The organism is Pedococcus sp. P1_H8 (assembly GCF_056405175.1).
This window is the reverse complement of the sequence record NZ_JBFUCP010000003.1, coordinates 315,380-335,300: the sequence shown is the minus strand read 5'-3', so window position 1 is coordinate 335,300 and position 19,921 is coordinate 315,380. Positions and strand designations below refer to the sequence as shown.

Below are 19,921 nucleotides of genomic sequence, written 5' to 3'. Positions count from 1 at the left end.
CCGCCCTGCCGACCTTCCGGGTCAGCTGACCGTGACCTCGGCCAGCGTGGCGCGGAAACGCCCGTCGCTGACCTGGGTCACGCTCGTGAACCAGACGAAGACGAACTGGCCCTTGACCGGGGCCGGGGCGGTCAGCGTGATGGCCCCGTCCTTGTCCTTCGAGGACCCCACCTGTTGCGCCGCGCCCAGGTTGTCGCGGTCGTCGCCGACGTAGACCGTCACGTCGGAGGCGTTGGGCAGGACCAGCTTGACCGTGGACACGTCGCGGTTCTGGCCGAGGTCGAGCCGCACGCCGACGCCCTTCTTGAGGCCACCGAGGTTGGCCGACGCATAGCCCTCCGAGCTCCAGAAGGTGTTGTCCTTGCCGTCGAACACCCGGGCGGCTTCGCCGTTGCGCTCCGCACCGTCGCCCTCGGGGTCGAAGCCGGTGGCACTGAGGACGGCGAAGCTCTGGCTGCCGGAGTCGTCCGGCTGGGTCGGGGTGACGGTCACGGCAGGCGCGGTCACCTTGACGGTGCCCTTGGGCGTGGGGGGAGTACCGAGACCGAGGTCGGTGTTGGAACCGATCTTCGACGCTCCGTAGAAGCCAACCACGATGGCCAGGATGAGGAACGCCGCCACGACGGCCAGGACGAATTTCGACTGGTCGCGGGTGGGGGCCGCGCCGGTGTCGGCCGGGAGCATGGGCAGGGGAGGGCCCAGGGGCTCCTGTCCCTCCACCAGGGCCTGGTCGAGGGAGATTCGACGGTCTTCGGCCCGCTCCTCGGCAGCCTGGCGCTGCGCCCGCCGCGCCGCGGCCTTGTCCGCCGCGGCCCGAGCGAAACTGCCGACCCTGTGGGCGGCGGCGCCGGCCGCCTGGCCGGCTGCCTGGCCGGCGGTGCCGAGAGCGGATCCGACCGCGCTCGCGGCCGCCGCGGCCTGGGCGGCTGCCGCCGCGCCGGCGCCCGGCTCGCCAGGATCGGCTGACCCCTCTGCGGGGGAGGTGGCGCGAGCCGGGTCGAACCGCGTCGTGGTCGGGGTCGTCGCCGGGCTGCCGCCGCCTGCTGGACGAGGACCACCCGCGACCGGGAGCAGGGCCGTGTCCACGTCCGCACCGGTCCCCTGGTCCTGCCCGTCCGACGGGTCCTCAGGGCCGGTCGGCAGGGCGGCGGTGGCCGGGGTGGCCGGGGTGGCCGGGGTGGCCTGGGTGGCGTGGCTGCTCGGACTCGTCGGCGACGCCGTGGCGGGCCCCGATGCGGTGGCGGGCCCCGATGCGGGGGGCACCGGAGGGAGGGGCACCCCGGCGAGCTCGGCGCGCAGCTGGTCCATGGCCAGCGGGATGGTGCGGGTCGTGCCGTCGTCGACCGGGGTCGTCCCGCCGAGACCACTGACCTGCGCCATGGCCCACGGCGCGATCTGGGAGGCGAAGTCACCGGGGGTGAGTGGGCCCTGGTCCTCGTTGAGGGTGAGGCGGCACAGGGCGTCGAGGTCACCGGGGACACCGGCCGCGATCTCGGACGGGGCGGGGACACCCCCGACGACGTGCGGCGCGGACTCCAGGCCGGCGACCGAACCGGGCAGCGGCCAGCGGCTGGTCAACGCGGCATACGTCAGGGCCACGACGCCCACGGCGTCGAGGCGGGCAGCCTGCGTGGCGTCGAGGTCGTCCTCGGCAGCCATGGCGGCGAGGGTGGCCACCCCCCGGACCTTGATGGTGCCGTCGTGGGCGCGCAGGACCGAGTGCGGGGTGAGGCGCAGGTGGTGCAGCCCCCGGCCACGCGCGGCTTCGAGGCCGGTGGCGGTCTCGCCGACGACCCGGCGGACCTCCTCGGCGGGCAGTCCGCCCTGCTCGAGGATCTGGGCGAGGGAGTGGGCGTCGTGGATGGCTTCCTCGACGAAGAACGCGATCCCCTCGGACCGGCCGACGTCGAGCACGCGGACGAGGCGGTGGTTGTCGAGCCCGGCGACCCGACGGGCGGCGTCGAGGGTGGCATCGGCGTGCGACTCGTGCTCCGAGAAGCACACGATGACGACGTCGCGCTCGAGCGTCGTGTCGTGGGCTGACCAGCGTTCGGCCTTCGGCAGCTGCTCGAGCCGACGCTGCACGGCATAGCGGCCGCCCAGCACCGTCGATGGGCCTACCCCGTGCACGCTGCCTCCTACGGTGTCGATGGACGCGTCGCCCCTATTGCACCAGCTCGGTGCGGGCTCATCCTAGGGCGTGCCCGCTCAGGACGGGCGGCGCCGCAGACGCCGCAGCACAGGGTCGAACAGCTGGCCGACCTCCTCCACGCGCAGGAGGTGGGCGGTCCCGAAGCACAGGACGAGGAACAACACCCCACCCAGCACCATCTCGACGAGGGCCCCGGACCAGCGCTCGCCGTCGATGCCGAAACCCTCGAGGCCGACGAGCATGAAGGCCGTGGCACCCGCGGCGAGGATCGCCGCCAGCGCGAGCCTGACGTAGGTGCGGATGCTCGATCCGAGCCGCAGCAGACCCAGCCGTCGGCGCAGCAGCAGGAAGCCCAGCAGGGCCGCGGCGAGGTTGCTCACCGTCTGGCCCACTCCGACGACGATGCCGGCCCGCCCCGGATCGACGGTGAGTGCCGCGACGTTCACCGCGGTGGCGACGACCGTCACCACCACCTGCAGCAGGAACGGCGTTCTGGCGTCCTCGTAGGCGTAGAACACGCGCTGGACGAGGTACAGCCAGCCGAACGGCACCAGTCCCAGCATCATCGCCATCATCACGTGCGCGATCGCCAGGCTCTCGGCGTGGTCGTTGCCGGGGAAGGCGACGCGGACGGCCTGGGCACCGAGGACGAGCGCGAGGAAGGTGCCGGGGACCAGGAGCACCGCGGGCATCCGGATGCCGCGGCCGAGGTCGGCGACCACCTCGTCGGTGTCATCGCGGTGCGCCGCCTGCGAGAGCCGGGTGAACAGCGCGGTGACGAGGGAGACCGTGATGAGGGAGTGGGGGAGCATGAACAGCAGGAACGCCAGCCCGTAGGCCGTGACGCCTGCGCCGACCTGGCCGCGCTCGTCGAGCAGGTCACCGGCCCTGGTCATGACCTTCGAGGTGACGATGAACCCGAGCTGGCTGACGGCCACCGCCGCGAAGGTCCACAGCGCGACCTTGGAGGCCGACCGCAGCCCCACACCGCGAAAGCCCCACACGGGCCGGTAGCGGAAGCCGCTGCGGTGGAGCGGGAACCACAGCGCCAGGGCCTGGGCGGCGACGCCCAGGGTCGCGGTGCCGGCCAGCAGCCAGACCATCGCGCCCGACCAGTTCTCGACGCGAATGTCCTTGCCGTAGGCCGCACCGAACCAGAGCAGGCCGCCGATGGCGACCACGTTGGCCAGGGCAGGCGCCCACATGTATGCCGCGAACTGACCTCGCGCGTTGAGCACCTGTCCGAACAGGGTGTAGATGCCGTAGAAGAAGACCTGGGGAAGGCAGATGAAGGCGAAGGCGGTGGCCAGCCCCAGGGTCGTGTCGTCCCAGCGGTTGGAGAACAGCCGGACGAGCAGTGGCGCGGCCGCCGTGACGATGACGGTGGCGCCGATCAGCAGGGCGATCGAGAGGGTGAGCAGCCGGTTGACGAACTCGTGACCGCCGTCGTCGTGGCTGGCGGCCTTCGTGATCTGGGGGACCAGGACGGCGTTCAGGACCCCGCCGGCCAGCAACAGGTAGAACTGGTTGGGCAGGGTGTTGGCGACCTGGAAGGTGTCGGCCGCCAGGGCGATGCCCACGGTGGCCGCGAGCATCGAGGCCCGCGCGAACCCGAGCAGTCGCGAGGCAACCGTGCCGGCGGCCATGACGGCGCTGGAGCGGGCAAGGCTGCGCTCGGAGCCGGTGGTGGCGTCGCTCATGCGGGGATGGCCTCTCGGGGGAGCCGGGCGCCGGGGCGACGTCGGACGGTGCGCACGATACCGAGCAGCAGGATCAGGCCACCCACCCCGGCGAGCCCCCAGTAGACCCAGTTGCCCGTGGGCGTGACGCGGACCTGCACGTCGGCACCCTGTCCGATGACGGTGCCGTCCGGCGTGGTCAGGGTGGTCCGCAGCGGCACCGGGCCGGCGGCGAGCGCCGTGACGCTGACGGACACGGTGGCCCTGCTCTTGGGACCGATCCGCAGGATGGGTGGCTGGCTGTCGATCCGCAGGCGCGGGTTGGACGCCTCCACGGTGAGCTTGACGTTCTCGACCGGCACGGCCAGGTCGTTCGTCACGGTGATCTGCAGCCGACCCGAGTCGGCCAGGAAGTTGATCGTGCTGGCCGACACCTTGACCGACGTGGTCGTCTGCTTGGCGGCCTCGGTGACCCGGCCGCTCAGGGTGTCCCAGGCGGTCGGGGCGGCGCGCCAGCGGGTGGAGGCGAGCTGCTCGGCCGCCCGGGTCCAGGTGCGCAGGAACTCGTCACCGTCGTCGCGGATCTGGGCGACCCCCCGCACGGTGCGCACGGTCTGCTCCAGCTGCCTGATGCGGGCACTGGTGAGGACTGCCCGACCACCGCTCGGCGCGACCGTGGGACGGGTCACCAGGGCGGCTGGCGTGCCCACGGCCCGCCGGGCCCTAGCCAGCACGGCGTCGGTCGTCGTCGGGGTGAGCCACGGGATGCTGCCCGCGGCGGCGAAGAAGGCCCGGGCGGCAGTCGGGTCGGGGTTGAAGGAGCGGGGAGCCGCCACGAGGACACTGCGACCCTGCGTGCCGGGGAGCTCGTTGAGCAGCGCCACCGAGTCGGCGACGAACTGCTGGGTGCTCAGGACCCCTTCCGGTGCCGAGGTGGTCCGCCGCAGGAGGGTGCTCAAGGCGTCGTCGTAGGCCAGCAGCGGCAGCCCGGTCGTGCTGCGTTGCGCCGAACCCGGGGTCGTGGCGGCCCCCGGAGTGCTGAGCACCGCGGCCGAGGTGACCTGCCCTGCGAGCGCCGGCACGCGGAAGACCCTGCGCAGGGCCGTCTCGCGGCTCGCGGTGTAGCCGCCGTCGGCCGGCCACGCCACGTCCGCGCGGCCCCCCACCTTCTCGGCCACCGCCTTCGAGCGCCCCACCAGGGTGCGCATCAGGGACTGCCCCGTGCTGGCTCCGGCGACTGCCGCGAGGTCGGCGTCGGTGTCGGGCAACACCCACGGGGTATGCCGCGCGGCCGCCGTGGTGATGCGGGACTGGGTCGCGGCGCGCAGCGCCGTCTCCTGGTCCCCCTGGGTGGAGCCGTCACCGAGGTCGACGCCCTCGGGCAGCAGCCCGGGCAGGAGGGTCGGGTCGATGGCCCAGGTGACCGGCGCGTCCAGGGTGGCGTCGAGGATTCGGTTGACCCGGGAGCCCTCGGCGAGGGCCTCGCCCCAGGCGGTCTCGCGGCTCGCACCTCGGCCGCCGAAGAGGTTGGGGTCGGGGTCGAGGGTCAGCGGCACCGCCCAGCTGATCGACATCGGCTCGTACTGCTTGGTCCGCTGGTAGCCGGCGAAGGTCCGCACGCTCGACGTGCCGGTCTGGATGCTGAGCGGGATGGCGCCGTAGGCCGCGCCTCCCAGGGAGGCCAGCCGCGGCACCCTGATCGAGAACGACGCGGTCCCTCCCGCTGGGACCGCACCCGTCAGCCGCGTCTGACCGACGACGGTGCCCTCGGCCGGGCCGGTCGCCGTCGCCCAGCTCTGGACCGCTTCGCGGGTCGACCTCAGGGCGGTGTCGGCGGTGGGCATGACCACGGCCACGGTGGGCCGGTTCAGCGGCGCGGTGCCGTCGTTGTGCACCGTGCCCGTGACGACGAGGTCCTGGCCGGCCATCGCGACGGCGGGGGTCACGGCTGCGAGGGTGAGGTCGACGCCCGCGGCCGACGCCGGCCCCGACCCCGCCGCCCACGCGGGCAGCGCGAGCGCGGCCGCGGCGAGCACGCGGCATACGGATGCGCGGTGCATCACCCGTCTCCGGCCAGTCGCTGCCAGGCCTGCCGCGCGATGCGCCGTTCGTTGGGGAAGGTGAGGTGCTCGTGGGCCTCCCGCAACGGCAGCCAGGCGACGTCGATCGCCTCGTGGTCGGGGTCGTTCTCGATGGTGAGGCGACCGCCGGTGGCCTCGAGGAGGTAGTGGTGGACGAACTTGTGCACCCTGCGCTGGTCGGTCGCGAACCAGTAGTCGATGGTGCCGAGCTCGGTGAGGACGCGGCCCTCGATGCCGGTCTCCTCCTCGACCTCGCGGGCGGCGGCCTGCTGGAGGGTCTCGTCGTTCTCGAGGTGTCCCTTGGGCAGGCACCACTCGATGCGGCCGGCGCGGTTGCGCCGGGCGATCACGGCGATCCGGGCGATGCCCTCGTGCACGTCGACGACGATCCCCCCCGCCGAGCGCTCCTCGACCGCGGGCAGCCGGGGCCGGTTGGGCACCAGCCTTTCGGGGTCGCGAGCGGGGGAGGTCACCGTGCCACTCTAACGAGCGCCTACCCTTGTTCTCCGTGTCCACCGCCGATCCCCGCGAGCCGCAGACCGGCCCTCCCCCCGAGACCCGGGCACCGCTGCTGCCCGAGCTCATGCGCCGGGCCACTGCCCACCTCGCGCCGGTGGTGCCGCTGCTGACCGAGCTCGGCGACCTGTTCGTGGCGCAGGGTCACGAGCTGGCCCTGGTCGGCGGCCCGGTGCGCGACGCGTTCCTCGGCCGCCTGTCGCCGGACCTGGACTTCACGACCAGTGCCACTCCCGACCAGACTCTGGCGATCCTCAAGCCCTGGGCCGATGCCCACTGGGACATCGGACGCGAGTTCGGCACCATCGGCGCGCGTCACGGCGAGCACACGGTCGAGGTGACGAGCTACCGGGCGGACGCCTACGACGGCCAGACCCGCAAGCCCGTCGTGGCGTTCGGCGACAACCTCGAGGACGACCTCGTGCGGCGTGACTTCACCGTCAACGCGATGGCGATGCGGCTCCCCTCGATGGAGTTCGTCGACCCGTATGCCGGGTTGGCCGATCTCGCGGCCCGCCGCCTGCGCACGCCGGGGCCGCCCGAGGTGTCGTTCGGCGACGACCCCCTGCGGATGATGCGGGCCTGCCGGTTCGCGGCGCAGCTCGGCGTCGACGTCGCCCCGGAGGTGCGCGAGGCCATGTCGGCGATGGCCGGATCGATCGAGATCGTGTCGGCCGAGCGGATCCGCGACGAGCTGAGCAAGCTGGTGCTGGCTCCGGCACCCCGCGCGGGGCTGCGGCTGCTCGTCGAGTCCGGGCTGGCCGACCACGTGCTGCCCGAGCTCCCGGCGCTCAAGCTCGAGGTCGACGAGCACCACCGCCACAAGGACGTCTACGAGCACTCGCTGACCGTCCTCGACCAGGCGATCGCGCTCGAGGGACCGCCCGACGGACCCGAGTCCTCGGTGCCCGGCCCCGACCTGGTGCTGCGCCTGGCCGCCCTGCTGCACGACATCGGCAAGCCGGCGACCCGCAGGTTCGAGGCCGGCGGCGGGGTGTCCTTCCACCACCACGAGGTGGTCGGCGCCAAGCTCACCGGCAAGCGCCTCAAGGCCCTGCGCTACGACAAGGACACCGTCAAGGCGGTGTCGCGCCTCGTCGAGCTGCACCTGCGGTTCCACGGCTACGGCGACGGCGCCTGGACCGACTCCGCCGTGCGTCGCTACGTCAACGACGCCGGGCCGCTGCTGCAGCGCCTGCACCGGCTGACCCGCTCCGACTCCACCACGCGCAACGCCCGCAAGGCAGCGCGCCTCTCGCAGACCTACGACGCCCTCGAGGTCCGGATCGAGGCCCTGATGGAGGCCGAGGAGCTGGCCAAGGTGCGGCCCGAGCTCGACGGCAACGAGATCGCGGAGGTGCTGGGCATCCGTCCCGGCCCGGTGCTCGGCCGCGCCTACTCCTTCCTGCTCGAGCTGCGGCTCGACCGGGGGATGATCGGCCGCGATGCGGCGGTGGCTGCGCTGCGGGAGTGGTGGGTGCAGCAGCCCGAGTCCACCTAGCCGACGTGTTGTTGCGGCGCACGGGACGAGGGGTTTCGCCCGTTTGCCCACTTGTGGGAGTGTTGCCCTGACTGAGCCGACCAGGGGGTTGGCGGGGTGGGCGTAGGGGAGTGCTCCCCATTGGTCGCGGTCACCATCCGGCCTAGCCTTCGTCGGTGCACCCCCGGTTGTCGTGAGGTTCCCCGAAAGGTCCCGATGCCCACCCTGAAGTACCCCAGCGAGCAGTTCCCCGGCCCGCCGTCGGTCACCGTCGACATCCCCGAGGGCTGGTCCCCCGTGCGCGTGCCCGGCACCCTGCTCGCCGCCCGCCGCAGCGACACCGGCGGCCGGTTCGCCCCCAACGTCGTGGTGCGCGGCTTCACCCGCTCGGGCGACTTCACCATCGGTCGGGCGCTCGCGGAGCTGAAGGCCTACGTCGGTGAGCGCACCGACGGCGAGATGGATGCGCCCTTCACGCTCGAGATCGAGTCCGTGCCGTTCGTCGGGGTCAACGTCTCGTGGACCGACAAGGCGGTCGGTGACGTGGTGCAGGCGCACCTGTTCGCCGGGGCCCGGCGTGGGCAGGTCGTCGACCTGCTCCAGGTGACCGGATCGGTCGGCGGCGAGCAGGTGGACGTCGAGTACGACTCCCTGCAGCAGCTCATGCAGACCGTCCGGGTCACCCGGTGACCGCGCCCGCGGCCCCTCCGGGCGGCGGCCTGACCGTCCGGGCCGGTGCGGCCACGGACGTCGGACGGGTGCGGCAGCACAACGAGGACAGCCTCCTGGCCGACCGCACGATCTTCGTCGTCGCGGACGGCATGGGCGGTCATGCCGCCGGCGAGATCGCCAGTGGCATCGTGACGGCCACCCTGGGGGAGCTCGCCTCGGCGCCGCACCGACGCCGCGAGGACCTCGTCGAAGCCCTGGCCCTGGCCAACCGTCGCATCCTCGAGTCGGTCGCCCAGCACCCCGAGCAGACCGGCATGGGCACGACGGCTGCGGGCCTGGCCGTCGTCACGGCCGGGGGCTCGGACCACTGGGCGGTCTTCAACGTGGGCGACTCCCGGGTCTACCGCTTCCTCGACGGCCAGCTGCGGCTGGTGACCGTGGACCACTCCGAGGTCCGCGAGCTCATCGACGCCGGGTTGATCACCGAGGAGGAGTCGACGCGGCACCCGCTGCGCAACGTCGTCACGCGCTCCATGGGGTCCGAGGCGCAGCCGACACCCGACATCTGGGTCTTCCCTCCGCACGCGGGCGAGCGCTTCGTCATCTGTTCCGACGGCCTGTCCAACGAGCTGAGCACGGACCGCATCAGTCAGCTCGTCGCCGAGCACGACGACCCCCAGGCCTGCGCCGAAGCCCTCGTCACCGCGGGCGTCGAGTCCGGCGGCCGTGACAACGTGTCGGTGATCGTGGTCGCGCTCGACTCCGGTGACGAGGACCTCGACGACATCGACACCGCTCCGCGCGGCAGCGCCGCAGCGTCGGGCGGACGCGGATGACGGCGGTCCCCGTCGAGCTGCCCGACGAGCCGGGATGGTCGACGCTGTCGGTCGGCCGCATCCACGTCCTCGTCCGCGCCGGCGGCGCCCTCGTGGAACGCGTCCGTGCCGCTGCCGGCGACGGCGACCTCGACGAGGTGCTCGACGCGCTGTCCGCCGACGGGGTGCGCGCGACCCCTGATTTCGTGGCAGTGCTCGAGGGGTCGCCGCTGCGGGTGGTCACCCGTGGCAGCGCGTATGCCGTGGGCTCGGCTCCCGATGGTCCCTCCGAGCTGCGCGCCACCGGGCGCGGTCCCTGGGCCGACCAGGACGCCGAGCCGGAGGTCACCGCCCTCGTGCTGTGCACCGGGTCGCAGGCCGTTGCGGCTCCTTCGGCTCAGACGCCTCCGGCGGTCCCCGAGGCCCCCGAGGCCCCCGAGGCCACGACGCCACCCCCGGCCGAGCCGACGGCGAGCGGCGGGGGCGCCGGGTGGAGGTTGCCCAGCGTGTTCGGTCGCACCCGTGACCAGGGGGTACCCGAGGCCCAGCCCTCCCAGCCTGCCCCCACGGTTCAGCCCACTCAGCCTGCTCAGCCCGCTCAGCCCGCGGCGACCGTCGCAGAGGTGGGTGACGAGGTGGGTGATGGGGGTGATGGGGGTGAGGTGGAGGAGCTGCCGAGCTATGACCACCTTTTCGGCGCCACCCAGCACGACCGGCCGGCCTACATCGAGAAGCACGACACCCAGGGCATCCTCGAACCGCCCATCGGCCACGCCCCCATCGAGTCGGCCGGCGGCTTCGATCCCCGCGACGCCGTCGAGCAGCAGCCCGCTCAGCGCCACCCCGACCACACGCTCGCTCCGCCTGCCGACACCGGGCGCCCTACTCCTGCACCACCACAGGGCGGCCTGATCAGCTCGGTGCCGTGGCGCAGCGGTGGCTCCGCCGTTCCCGCCGCCGTTCCCGCCCCCGCGCCACCTACCGAACCCGCCCCGGCGCCCCGTAGCGAACCCGCCGCGGCCGCTCCACTTACCGAACCCGCCGCGCTCGCGCCACCAGCCGCACCTGCCGCACCTGCCCCGTCGCCCGCCCCGCTCCTGCCCGCCCCGCCGGTCACCCCCGCCGTCGATGCCAGCAGGGGCAGCTCCGACGACCCAGACACCGGCGGCGACTCGGACGCCACCGTCGACCGCAGTGCCCTCCTCGCTGGACGCGCCGCGGTGAGCGGTCCGACCGTGCTCGCCGTTCTCTGCCCGGCGGGCCACTCCAGCCCGCCGCACTCGGGCGTCTGCCGCCTGTGTGGGCGTGAGGTCCCGCCGCAGCAGCCGTTCCAGACGGCCCGTCCGCCGCTCGGTCTGCTCCGCCTCGCGTCCGGCGACGTGGTGCAGCTCGACCGAGGAGTCCTGCTCGGGCGCTCACCCAAGGTCAACGCGGAGCTCGGTGCCGCCGACCGACCGCACCTCGTCCGGGTGGCCTCGGCCCAGAACGACATCTCGCGCAACCACGTCGAGATCGTCCTCGAGGGATGGCACGTCCTGATCCGCGACCTGGGCTCCACCAACGGCACCACCGTCGCGCTGCCCGGACAGCACCCTGTCCGCCTGCGTCCCAGCGACCAGCAGGTGATCGAGCCGGGCACCGTCATCACCCTCGCCGACGAGGTCAGCCTGACCTACGAGGTCGGCTCGTGAGCACGTCCACGCCACCGGAGATTCCCGGCCTCGTCTACGTCCAGCCGGTTGGCTCGGGCGGGTACGCCGACGTCTTCCTCTACGAGCAGCAGATGCCCCGGATGAACGTCGCGGTCAAGGTCCTCAAGGGCGAGGGTCTGACCCCGGCCATCCGGCGCCAGTTCGCCGACGAGGCCGACACCATGGCCCAGCTGGCCGACCACCCCTACATCGTCCAGGTGTTCCGCGCCGAGACCGCCGCGGACGGTCGGCCCTACCTCGTCATGAAGTACTACCCGCCGCCCAACATGGCGGTCCGGGCACGGTCGGAGCGGTTCACGGTCGAAGAGGTCCTGCGCATCGGGATCCAGCTGGCCAGCGCCGTCGAGACGGCCCACCGGGCGGGCATCACGCACCGGGACATCAAGCCGGCCAACGTGCTCGTCAGCCAGTACGGCGCCCCAGGCCTGACCGACTTCGGCATCGCCGGCCGGGGTGGGGCCGCCGCCGAGGAGGAGGCCGACGACGTCGGGGTCTCGGTGCCCTGGGCCCCGCCGGAGGTCCTGTTCGGACAGTCCAACGGTGATGCCCGCGCCGACGTCTACAGCCTGGCCGCAACCCTCTGGCAGCTGCTCGTCGGTCGGTCGCCGTTCGAGGTCGCCGGTGGCGACAACTCGGCCTACGCCCTGATGCCCCGGATCCGCTCCAACCCGGTGCCGAGCACCGGTCGGGCCGATGTGCCGGTCTCGCTCGAACGGCTTCTGGGGCAGTCGATGGCCAAGGACGCCGGCAACCGCCCGGCCACCGCCCTCGCGTTCGCCCGGGCGCTGCAGGAGATCGAGCAGGAGCAACGTTTCCCGCGCACGGCGATCGTCGTCCTCGACGAGCAGGGCCAGACGACGCTGGCCGACCAGACGCCCTCCCCGGTCGACGACGACGAGGAGGACCGCACCCGGGTCCGCAGCCCTCAGGCGGTGCGCAGCGCCCAGGTCCTGCCGCAGCCGCGTCCGGCGCCCACGGCATACCCGTCGGTGCGGGGCTCCACCTCGATCCCGGCGGCGGGGCAGACCACCGTGAGCTCCTCCCGCGCCGGCGTGGCAGGCGCGGGCGCGGCGGTGGGTGCCGGGATCCCCGACGACCTCGCCGAGGAGGGGACGGTGCGGGTCGACCGTTCGCGCGATGTCGCGCACTCGCCCCATCACTCGCCCACGGCGACGTCGGCAGGCGCCCCCGCCACCGTCCCCGTGGACCGCGACGGTGGCAGCGACGGCCGGCACGAGATCAGCCCGGCGGCGTTGCTGACCCTCGTCGGGGTGGTCGTGGCGCTGCTCGCCGCGGTGGCGCTGTGGGCGGTCTTCGGTCGCAGCGACGGCGACGCCGCCACGCCGACGACCGCCAGGACGGTGGCCGGCCCGGGCGACGACAGCCCGCTCGACGCCCCGGAAGTCCCCACGATGAGCGTGAAACCGGTCGTCGGAGGGGTGGCCTTCTCGTGGAGCTACCCCGGTGCCCAGAAGGGCGACACGTTCAAATTCCGCTCCGCCGCGACCGTGGACGCAGTCTCCGAGGCCGGCCCGTCCCCGTCACTTCCGACCTCGACCAGGGTCATCAAGGGTGCCAAGGGGACCCAGGTGTGTGGTGAGGCGCGTGTCGTCAGGGGCGGTGCGGAGTCCAACTGGTCCGCTCCGACGTGTGAGAGGGCGGGCTAGTGATGGGCGAGATGACGTGGGGGATGAGATGGCGGGACCTGACATGGGGGTGACCGTGGACTTCTGCGGTGAGTTGTTCGTGGCGCAGGGGTCGGGTCCGCTCACCATCGGCCGGGTGGGGCACATCGAGATCGACGACAACCCCTACCTGCACCGCAACTTCCTCCAGATCGTCGAGGAGGGCGGGCTCTGGTGGCTGGCCAACGTCGGCACCACGCTCACGGCCACGGTGGCCGACAAGAAGGGGCTGTTCCAGGCCTGGCTCAACCCGGGCGCGCGGATCCCGCTGGCCCTCGAACGGCTCACCGTCTGGTTCACCGCCGGGCCGACGACCTATGACTTCGACATCCTCGTGGACTCGCCCGCCTTCACGTCCACAGGCACCGAGGACCGGGCGGACGACGACGCGACCGGCGAGACCACCGTGGGGCGGGTGTCGTTCACGCCGGACCAGAAGCTGTTGATCGTGGCCCTCGCCGAGCCGTTCCTGCGCCGGGGACAGGCCGGAACGGCCCAGATCCCCTCGTCGGCCGATGCCGCCGCGCGGCTGGGCTGGAAGGTCACGAAGTTCAACCGAAAACTGGACAATGTATGCCAGAAGGTCGCTGATGCTGGTACACGTGGACTGCACGGGGGACCGGGGAAGCTGGCCAGCAACCGCAAGGCCAGGCTCGTCGAGCACGCCTTGTCGACCCGTCTGGTGACCGACTCCGACCTGGTGCTGCTCGACGGCAGCACAGAAGGCACGGACGGCACGGACGGCAACACGGGGAACCAGGGGGAGTAGATAGTGGTGAGTCCGATGTCGACTCGACGGGTGGGGGTGGCGTCCGGTCTCGTGGTGGCGCTTGCCGCGACGAGCCTGACGTTCTTCGCGGTCACGTCCAAGGGCGAGACGGTGCACGAGACCGAGCTCAGCGACGGCGGGGTCTGGGTGTCGTCTGCCAAGGACGCCCGGTTCGCGCGGGTCAACAAGGCCGTGGGGCAGTTCGACGGTGGCGTTGCCGCCTCGAGTGGTTCCGGCGAGCCCGTCGACATCCTCCAGGACGACAACGCCGTGGCCGGCCTGGTCGTGGGGTCCGGGTCGCTCACCCCGATCGAGCCCAAGTCGGGTCGGCTCGAGGAGGGCACGGGGGTGTCCGCTCCTGCTGCGCAGGTCGGCACCAACCTGCAGGTGTTCGTTCCCCGCACCGTCGACCTGCGCGGCGGCACGGTCGCCATGGTCGACCCCAAGAGCGGCAAGGTCTGGGCCCAGACCTACGACGCCAAGGCGGGCCTGGTCACGCTCGAGGGCCTGACCACCGGGGCCAAGCCGTTGGCGACGGTGGGCGCTGTCGCGGCGGTCGCGGTGGACGTCAAGGGTGGCGTCCACGCGGTCTCCGGCGCGACGGGCAAGGTCGTGTCGATCGCCCGCACCGCAACGGGTTTCGCCAAGCCGGTGGTCGAGTCGGTCACGCTCAAGGACGCCAAGGTCGTCGACATCACCGCCGTGGGCACCCGCTGGGTCGTCTACAGCGCGGGAGAAGACAAGCTCTGGACCCAGGGCAGCGACAAGGCCGTCGACGGCGGCACCGCGCGCGCCGAGGGACAGCCTGCGTATGCCGCGTTGCAGCAGCCCGGTCCCGACGCCGACTCCGTGGGTCTCCAGGACTCGACGACGTTGCGGCTGATCGGCATGGGCGGCGAGGGCGCCGGCGGGGGTGTCCAGGTCACCATCGGCGACAACGAGACGCCGCCGCTGCCGTCACGTCCCCTGCGCACCGGTGCCTGCATCCACGCGGCCTGGGCCAGCGTGGTCAACAACTACTACGGCAAGGACTGCGGCTCCGGCCGGCCGAGTCCGGCCGTGACCATCGTGCGCGAGACCAAGGAAGCCGTGCGGTCGGGCGTCTCCCTGCGCACCAACCACGGACTCGTCGTGCTCAACGACCTCGACGGCGGTGAGGTCTGGGACCTCGACAGCAAGCCCAAGAAGCTCGACGAGTGGGACTCGCTCATCCCGCCGCCGCAGACCGACAAGACCACCAAGAAGAAGGACCCCAACCTCATCGACGAGACGTCGGTGGCCCAACCCCCGCAAGCCAAGCCCGACAACCTCAAGGCCCGTCCGGGTCGTACGTCCAAGCTGCACGTCCTCGACAACGACACCGACGCGGCCGGCTCGGTGCTGTCGATCGACCCGGCAGACCTGAGCCGCCCGGATCTGGGCGGGGTCTCGGCCAGCGTGGCCGCCGATGGTCAGAGCATCGACGTGGCGATCCCGGCGAGGCCGGAGCGCCAGTCGTTCACCTTCAGCTACAAGATCAACAACGGCAAGGCGCCCCAGAAGTCGGAGGCCAAGGTCACCGTGACCCTGGTCCCCGACGAGGTCAACAGCCCGCCGACGTTGCGACCGGGCACGGCGAACCTGTCCCGCACCGTCTATCCGGTCATCCGGGGCAAGCTGCTGCCCGTGCAGGTCATCGGCGACTGGCGCGACCCCGAGAGCGACTCCCTCAGCCTCGAGGCGGCGGCGGACGGTTCGTCGGTCGACGGCCTCGGCCGGCTCAACGTGCTGGCGCCGATGAAGCCGGGCACCCAGGGGGTGGAGTACTCCGTCAACGACGGGCGCGACAGCACCAAGGGCAGCGTGACGGTCAAGGTGATGGGTCCCGACGAACCGCTCCAGAAGCCGAAGACGCAGCCCGACGTCGTGCGCGGTGTCGTCGGCAAGCCGCTGCAGCTCGAGCCGCTCGGCAATGACATCCCGGGGGCCGACCCCACCGAGCCCGACGCCAGGATGCGCCTGAGCCGCCAACTCCAGTCCAGCACCGTGGACGTCACCACGAACCTGGACACCGGCGTCGTCACGGTCACCGGTGCGAGCGCCGGGACCTTCGAGCTGAGCTACGGCGCCCAGGTGGGCGGCGGCATCGCCGCGGGTCGGGTGCGCGTCGACCTGATCGCCGACCCGAGCCCCGACGCACCTCCCGTGGCGGTGCCCGACTCGGCGACCTTGCGCGACCAGACGCCGGTGCTCACCGACGTCCTGGCCAACGACTACAGCCCGCGGGCCGACGTGCTCGTCACCCGCTCGGTCACGGTCACCTCGGCCAACGCCTGGCTGCGCCCCTCGATCTACCAGGGCCGCTGGGTGCGGATCGAGGCCCTCGACCCCGCCAGCCCGGGCGGACGTCCCCGGACGGGCACCGTCTCCTACACGATCAGCGACGGCGTGAAGTCGACCACCGGCCAGGTCGCCGTGTCGCAGTTCCCGGCCAACGACCGCAACGTGCCGGTGGTCGGCGACGACCAGGCCGTGGTCCGCGCCCAGGACACCGTGACGGTGCCCGTGATGGACAACGACAGCATGGCGGACGGCATACCTCTGGTGCTCGACCCCGCCAGCGTCACGGTCATCAGCGGCGCCGGCGACGCGTTCGCCTCCGGCAACGTCGTGCGCTTCGTCCCCCGGAACCGCAGTCCCAAGGTCCAGGAGACGGTGACGGTCGAGTACGCCGTCTACCCCATCGGGGACAAGCAGAAGGCGACGACAGGTCGGATCGCCATCACCGTCATGCCACTTCCCTCCACCGGCACACCCAACCAGCCGCCGGTCGCGCGCAGCTTCTCCACCAGTGTCACCGCCGGCGACCCGCTCACGATCACGGTGCCCTCGTCCGGCGTCGACCCGGACGGCGACAGCGTGACCGTCGTGGGTCTGGTCGGGGACGACGGCGGCGCCGTCGACCTGCGGTACGGCCGGGTCACGGGGTTCGGCCCGTCGACGATCAAGTACGAGGCCTACCCCACGGCCGCGGGCACCGAGGTCCTGAACTACGAGGTCCGTGACCGGTTCGGCGCGACCAGCCGGGGCTTCGTGCGCATCGGGGTCGTGCAGCCCGGCGACCCGCAGCCACCGGTGGCCGTGGAGGACGAGGTCCGCGCCAAGCCGGGCAGGAGTGTCACGGTCGACGCCACCCTCAACGACCTCATCGCGCGGGGCGACAGCGTCGAGCTCGAGTACAAGGCGCCGCTGAACCCCGAGTCCGAGCTGGCCAAGTGGAAGGTCGACGAGGCCAACACCTACTTCACGACCAAGGTCCCCGACGTCAAGGCCGGGGTTCAGCACCTGACCTACGGCATCGGCAACGGCCTCTTCGACCCGTCGCGGTCGACGATCGCGGTCGTTCCCGACCCCACCGCCAAGAACCCGCCCGTCGCCGTCGACGACACGGCCAAGCCGACCCAGGGCGAGACGAGTGCCGTCGTCGACGTGCTCGCGAACGACCGCGACATCGATGGGAGCCGGGACTCCCTCAAGGTGTCGGCGGTGCTGTCGCCGGACGGCGCCATCGAGGGCAGGCAGGTCCGCGTCAACGTCAAGCCGTTCCCCTACACCGTGCCCTACGTCATCACCGACGAGGACGGCCTCACGGCGATGGCGCTGATCTACGTCCCCACGGGTGGGTCCGGGGTCCCGTTCGTCGTCTCCGGCGCGCTGATCGAGATGGACAAGGACTCGACCAGGTCCGTCACGCTGTCCGACTACGTGAAGTCGCCGCGCGCCCGGGTCGTCAGCATCACCACGGGCGACAACCTCAGCGCCTCGCCCAGGGACCGGCTGCGGGTCGAGGCCGACGGCCGCTCGGGACTGACGCTCACCTCCTCGGGTGGCTACATCGGGCCGGGCGCCGTGATGCTCGAGGTGAGCGACCAGGAGACCGTCGACCAGAAGGACTTCAAGACCGCGTACGTCTCGATCCCTGTGCAGATCGGTCCCAAGATCCCCCTGCTGCGCTGCCCTGACTATGCGGTGTCGCTCAACGCCGGGGGTCTGGCGCGCACCGTCGACATCCCCACCCTGTGCCACGCGTGGGTCCCGATCGGGATGACCCTCGACGACGTCGCGTTCGAGAGCTCCTGGCGGCCCGAACCCCGGGGGGTCGACCTGACCCGCAGCGGTTCGGGAGACCGGACCATCGGGCTGAAGGCGCGCAAGGACGCGCCGAGCAGCATCGACGGGCGGCTCGTCGTCAAGGCTCGGGGCGGCCCGGAATCCGTCGTCAAGGTGTCCGTCGTCGGGTTTGCCGAGGGCACCGTGGGCACCGACGCCAACGGGAACCCCCTTGCCAACCTGGGGCCGCCCCGGCTGCGTCCGTTCGCGATCGCGGGGCTGAAGGCCGGTTCGTCCCAGACGATCAGCCTCCGGTCCTACATCGACTCCCCGCTGGAGAAGCCCGAGTGCTCGATCTCGTCGGCCACCGTGCCGGCGGGTTCCGGCCTGACGGTGAGCTACTCCGGCTGCGACCTGACGGTCACGGCTGCGGCCACGGCCCGGGGGCAGGCGTCGGTGAACGTCTCGGTCGCCGACGGTCCGGGGCGCTTTGCCGCGGGCCGGGGGACCATCGAGATCCTCGGCAAGCCGGACGCGCCGACCGGCGTCGCCGCCGAGGCCGACCGGGTCAGCGGAGGCTTCGCCCGGGTGCGCTGGCTCCCCCCGGCCATCGACGGCGGTAGCCCCATCACGGGCTACCTCGTCGTCATCGCCGGCCCGGGAGGTCGCGAGCAGAGCTGCTCGGCCTCGCCGTGCACCATCACCGGGCTCCAGGACGGCGAGTCCTACACGTTCACGGTGTCCGCGGTGAACGCCATCGGCCGCAGTCCCGAGAGCGCGACCAGCAACGCCGTGGTCCCCGACACCCTGCCCAACCCGGTGACGGGTGTGCGCATGGCCGGCAGGGGTGACGGTTCGCTCGACATCGCCTGGAGCGCGCCGGCCAAGAAGGGCAGCGACGTCACGGCCTATGACGTCCGCGTCACCGACACCACCAGCGGCACGGTCAGGTCGCAGGCCGTCGCGGCGCCGACCCTGCAGGCCACTGTCGCCGGCTTGGTCAACGACAACGAGCAGACCGTCCAGGTGCGAGCCAAGAACAAGCTGGGCTACGGACCGTTCGGCCCGGCGGTCAGCATGCAGTCGGCCGGCACCCCACCGGCGGTCGCCGCGCCGAGCGTCTCCAACGCGGGCACCGGTCCGGCCGCAGGCTCGTCGAGGCTGACCATCTCGTGGTCGGCCGTGAGTCCCAACGGTCCGCCGCTGACCAAGTACACCGTCTACGAGAGCCGCAATGGCGGCGCGTGGGCAGCGATCGGCACCACCTCGCCCAGCACCCGGTCGCTCGGCCACACGACGGTGTATGACGGTGCGAGCTACCGCTACGTCGTGACGGCCACCAACGGTGCCGACATCGAGGGCCCCAAGGCCAACTCCACGCCGTTCTCGTCGGTCGGGATCCCGGAGGTTCCGGGTTCTCCCACGGTGACCACTCCCAACCCGAACCGCGACGCAGTGGTCCGGGTCAGCGTGGGCGACTCCAGGTCCACGGGGTTCACGCAGCTGCAGTGGCGCAGCAGCAACGGGCCCACCGGCACCGTCGCGTGCGCTTGTCCGGAGGGATCGACCAAGACGTTCACGCTGACCGCCCTGGGCACCTCCGTCGACCAGACCCTCTCGGTGCGGGCCTACAACGGCACCAGCTGGTCCAACTGGTCGGGGGCGAGCAACAACTTCCGGCCCTATGGCTCGACGCCGCGACCGACCGGCCTGAGCGGCACCCGCAGCGGCAACGACATCACCTGGCGGTGGAACAACCAGACCGACGGGCGGGCCATCACCGACGTCGAGGTCTCTCTCAACAACGGCGGGTGGCAGTCGCTCGGCGGCGCCCGAGAGGTCTTCACCGTCACCAACCGGCAGCCGGGCCGCTACCAGCTGGAGGTGCGGACGATCGCCAACCAGCGGTCGGGCGACGCCAACTCACCGAACTGGTGGACCAGCCCCGTCGCCGGTCCCGATGCGGTGACCATCCCCGACCCGACTCCCACCATCGGAGGCATCAGTCGCGGCCAGCTCCGGACCAGTGCCTGCGGCAACTGCCGCGAGATCAACTGGACGGCCCAGGACGTCAAGCCCGGCGGCTACACCATGCACTGCTACTACAACGGCGGCAGCGAGTTCTACAGCGGAGCCGTCACGGTCAACGCCAACGGCAGCCACAGCGGTGCCTGGTGTGCCGTCGACCCCAACCTGGCCAACACCGTCAAGATCACGATCACCGGCGGTCCGTCGGGGACGGCCACGTCCGGCTTCGTGAACTTCTGACCA

Annotated in this window: 11 protein-coding genes; 7 read left to right on the top strand and 4 right to left on the bottom strand. The window is 72.1% G+C overall.

Annotation, left to right across the window (positions count from 1 at the left end; all coding sequences use genetic code 11):
• Positions 1-21: 21 nt before the first annotated feature.
• The 4 genes from AC1DYG_RS05035 to AC1DYG_RS05020 form a co-directional block, all read right to left on the bottom strand.
• A complete protein-coding gene (locus tag AC1DYG_RS05035) occupies positions 22-2,130 on the bottom strand; it encodes a hypothetical protein (RefSeq protein WP_477638794.1) in 2,109 nt (702 codons plus the stop codon).
• A gap of 78 nt (positions 2,131-2,208) precedes the next feature.
• Positions 2,209-3,852, bottom strand: coding sequence for a murein biosynthesis integral membrane protein MurJ (murJ, locus tag AC1DYG_RS05030; protein ID WP_477638793.1), 1,644 nt, complete (start codon positions 3,850-3,852; stop codon positions 2,209-2,211).
• Positions 3,849-5,891: a DUF6049 family protein gene (locus AC1DYG_RS05025; protein ID WP_477638792.1), complete on the bottom strand. Its 2,043-nt coding sequence runs from the start codon at positions 5,889-5,891 to the stop codon at positions 3,849-3,851. Before AC1DYG_RS05025 ends, murJ begins: the two co-directional genes overlap by 4 nt.
• Entirely contained in the window at positions 5,891-6,385 is a 495-nt protein-coding gene (locus AC1DYG_RS05020) for an NUDIX hydrolase (RefSeq protein ID WP_477638791.1), read from the bottom strand. The genes AC1DYG_RS05025 and AC1DYG_RS05020 overlap by 1 nt, the downstream gene beginning before the upstream one ends.
• A 110-nt stretch (positions 6,386-6,495) precedes the next feature.
• Here AC1DYG_RS05020 and AC1DYG_RS05015 point away from each other — a divergent pair, with 110 nt between their 5' ends.
• From AC1DYG_RS05015 to AC1DYG_RS04985, 7 genes are all read left to right on the top strand, one after another.
• Complete coding sequence (locus tag AC1DYG_RS05015; protein WP_477638870.1) at positions 6,496-7,929, top strand: CCA tRNA nucleotidyltransferase; 1,434 nt, start codon at positions 6,496-6,498, stop codon at positions 7,927-7,929.
• 195 nt (positions 7,930-8,124) lie between these two features.
• Entirely contained in the window at positions 8,125-8,598 is a 474-nt protein-coding gene (locus tag AC1DYG_RS05010; protein ID WP_477638790.1) for a hypothetical protein, read from the top strand.
• A complete protein-coding gene (locus tag AC1DYG_RS05005; protein ID WP_477638789.1) occupies positions 8,595-9,416 on the top strand; it encodes a PP2C family protein-serine/threonine phosphatase in 822 nt (273 codons plus the stop codon). The genes AC1DYG_RS05010 and AC1DYG_RS05005 overlap by 4 nt, the downstream gene beginning before the upstream one ends.
• Positions 9,413-11,086: an FHA domain-containing protein gene (locus tag AC1DYG_RS05000; RefSeq protein WP_477638788.1), complete on the top strand. Its 1,674-nt coding sequence runs from the start codon at positions 9,413-9,415 to the stop codon at positions 11,084-11,086. Before AC1DYG_RS05005 ends, AC1DYG_RS05000 begins: the two co-directional genes overlap by 4 nt.
• Positions 11,083-12,774, top strand: a complete 1,692-nt coding sequence (locus AC1DYG_RS04995) for a serine/threonine-protein kinase (RefSeq protein ID WP_477638787.1) — start codon at positions 11,083-11,085, stop codon at positions 12,772-12,774. Before AC1DYG_RS05000 ends, AC1DYG_RS04995 begins: the two co-directional genes overlap by 4 nt.
• Before the next feature lie 28 nt (positions 12,775-12,802).
• Positions 12,803-13,561 carry a hypothetical protein gene (locus AC1DYG_RS04990; RefSeq protein WP_477638786.1) on the top strand — a complete coding sequence of 253 codons (759 nt, stop codon included), beginning with the start codon at positions 12,803-12,805 and terminating at the stop codon, positions 13,559-13,561.
• A 15-nt stretch (positions 13,562-13,576) separates the two neighbouring features.
• Complete coding sequence (locus AC1DYG_RS04985; RefSeq protein ID WP_477638785.1) at positions 13,577-19,918, top strand: Ig-like domain-containing protein; 6,342 nt, start codon at positions 13,577-13,579, stop codon at positions 19,916-19,918.
• The last annotated feature ends 3 nt before the right edge of the window (positions 19,919-19,921 follow it).

What these genes read in the sequence shown, in the direction of transcription:
- AC1DYG_RS04985 (WP_477638785.1), top strand. Translation starts at nt 13,577, where the DNA reads ATGTCGACTCGACGGGTGGGGGTGGCGTCCGGTCTCGTGGTGGCGCTT.
- AC1DYG_RS05015 (WP_477638870.1), top strand. Translation starts at nt 6,496, where the DNA reads ATGCGCCGGGCCACTGCCCACCTCGCGCCGGTGGTGCCGCTGCTGACC.
- murJ (WP_477638793.1), bottom strand. Translation starts at nt 3,852, where the DNA reads ATGAGCGACGCCACCACCGGCTCCGAGCGCAGCCTTGCCCGCTCCAGC.
- AC1DYG_RS05025 (WP_477638792.1), bottom strand. Translation starts at nt 5,891, where the DNA reads ATGCACCGCGCATCCGTATGCCGCGTGCTCGCCGCGGCCGCGCTCGCG.
- AC1DYG_RS04990 (WP_477638786.1), top strand. Translation starts at nt 12,803, where the DNA reads ATGGCGGGACCTGACATGGGGGTGACCGTGGACTTCTGCGGTGAGTTG.
- AC1DYG_RS05010 (WP_477638790.1), top strand. Translation starts at nt 8,125, where the DNA reads ATGCCCACCCTGAAGTACCCCAGCGAGCAGTTCCCCGGCCCGCCGTCG.
- AC1DYG_RS05000 (WP_477638788.1), top strand. Translation starts at nt 9,413, where the DNA reads ATGACGGCGGTCCCCGTCGAGCTGCCCGACGAGCCGGGATGGTCGACG.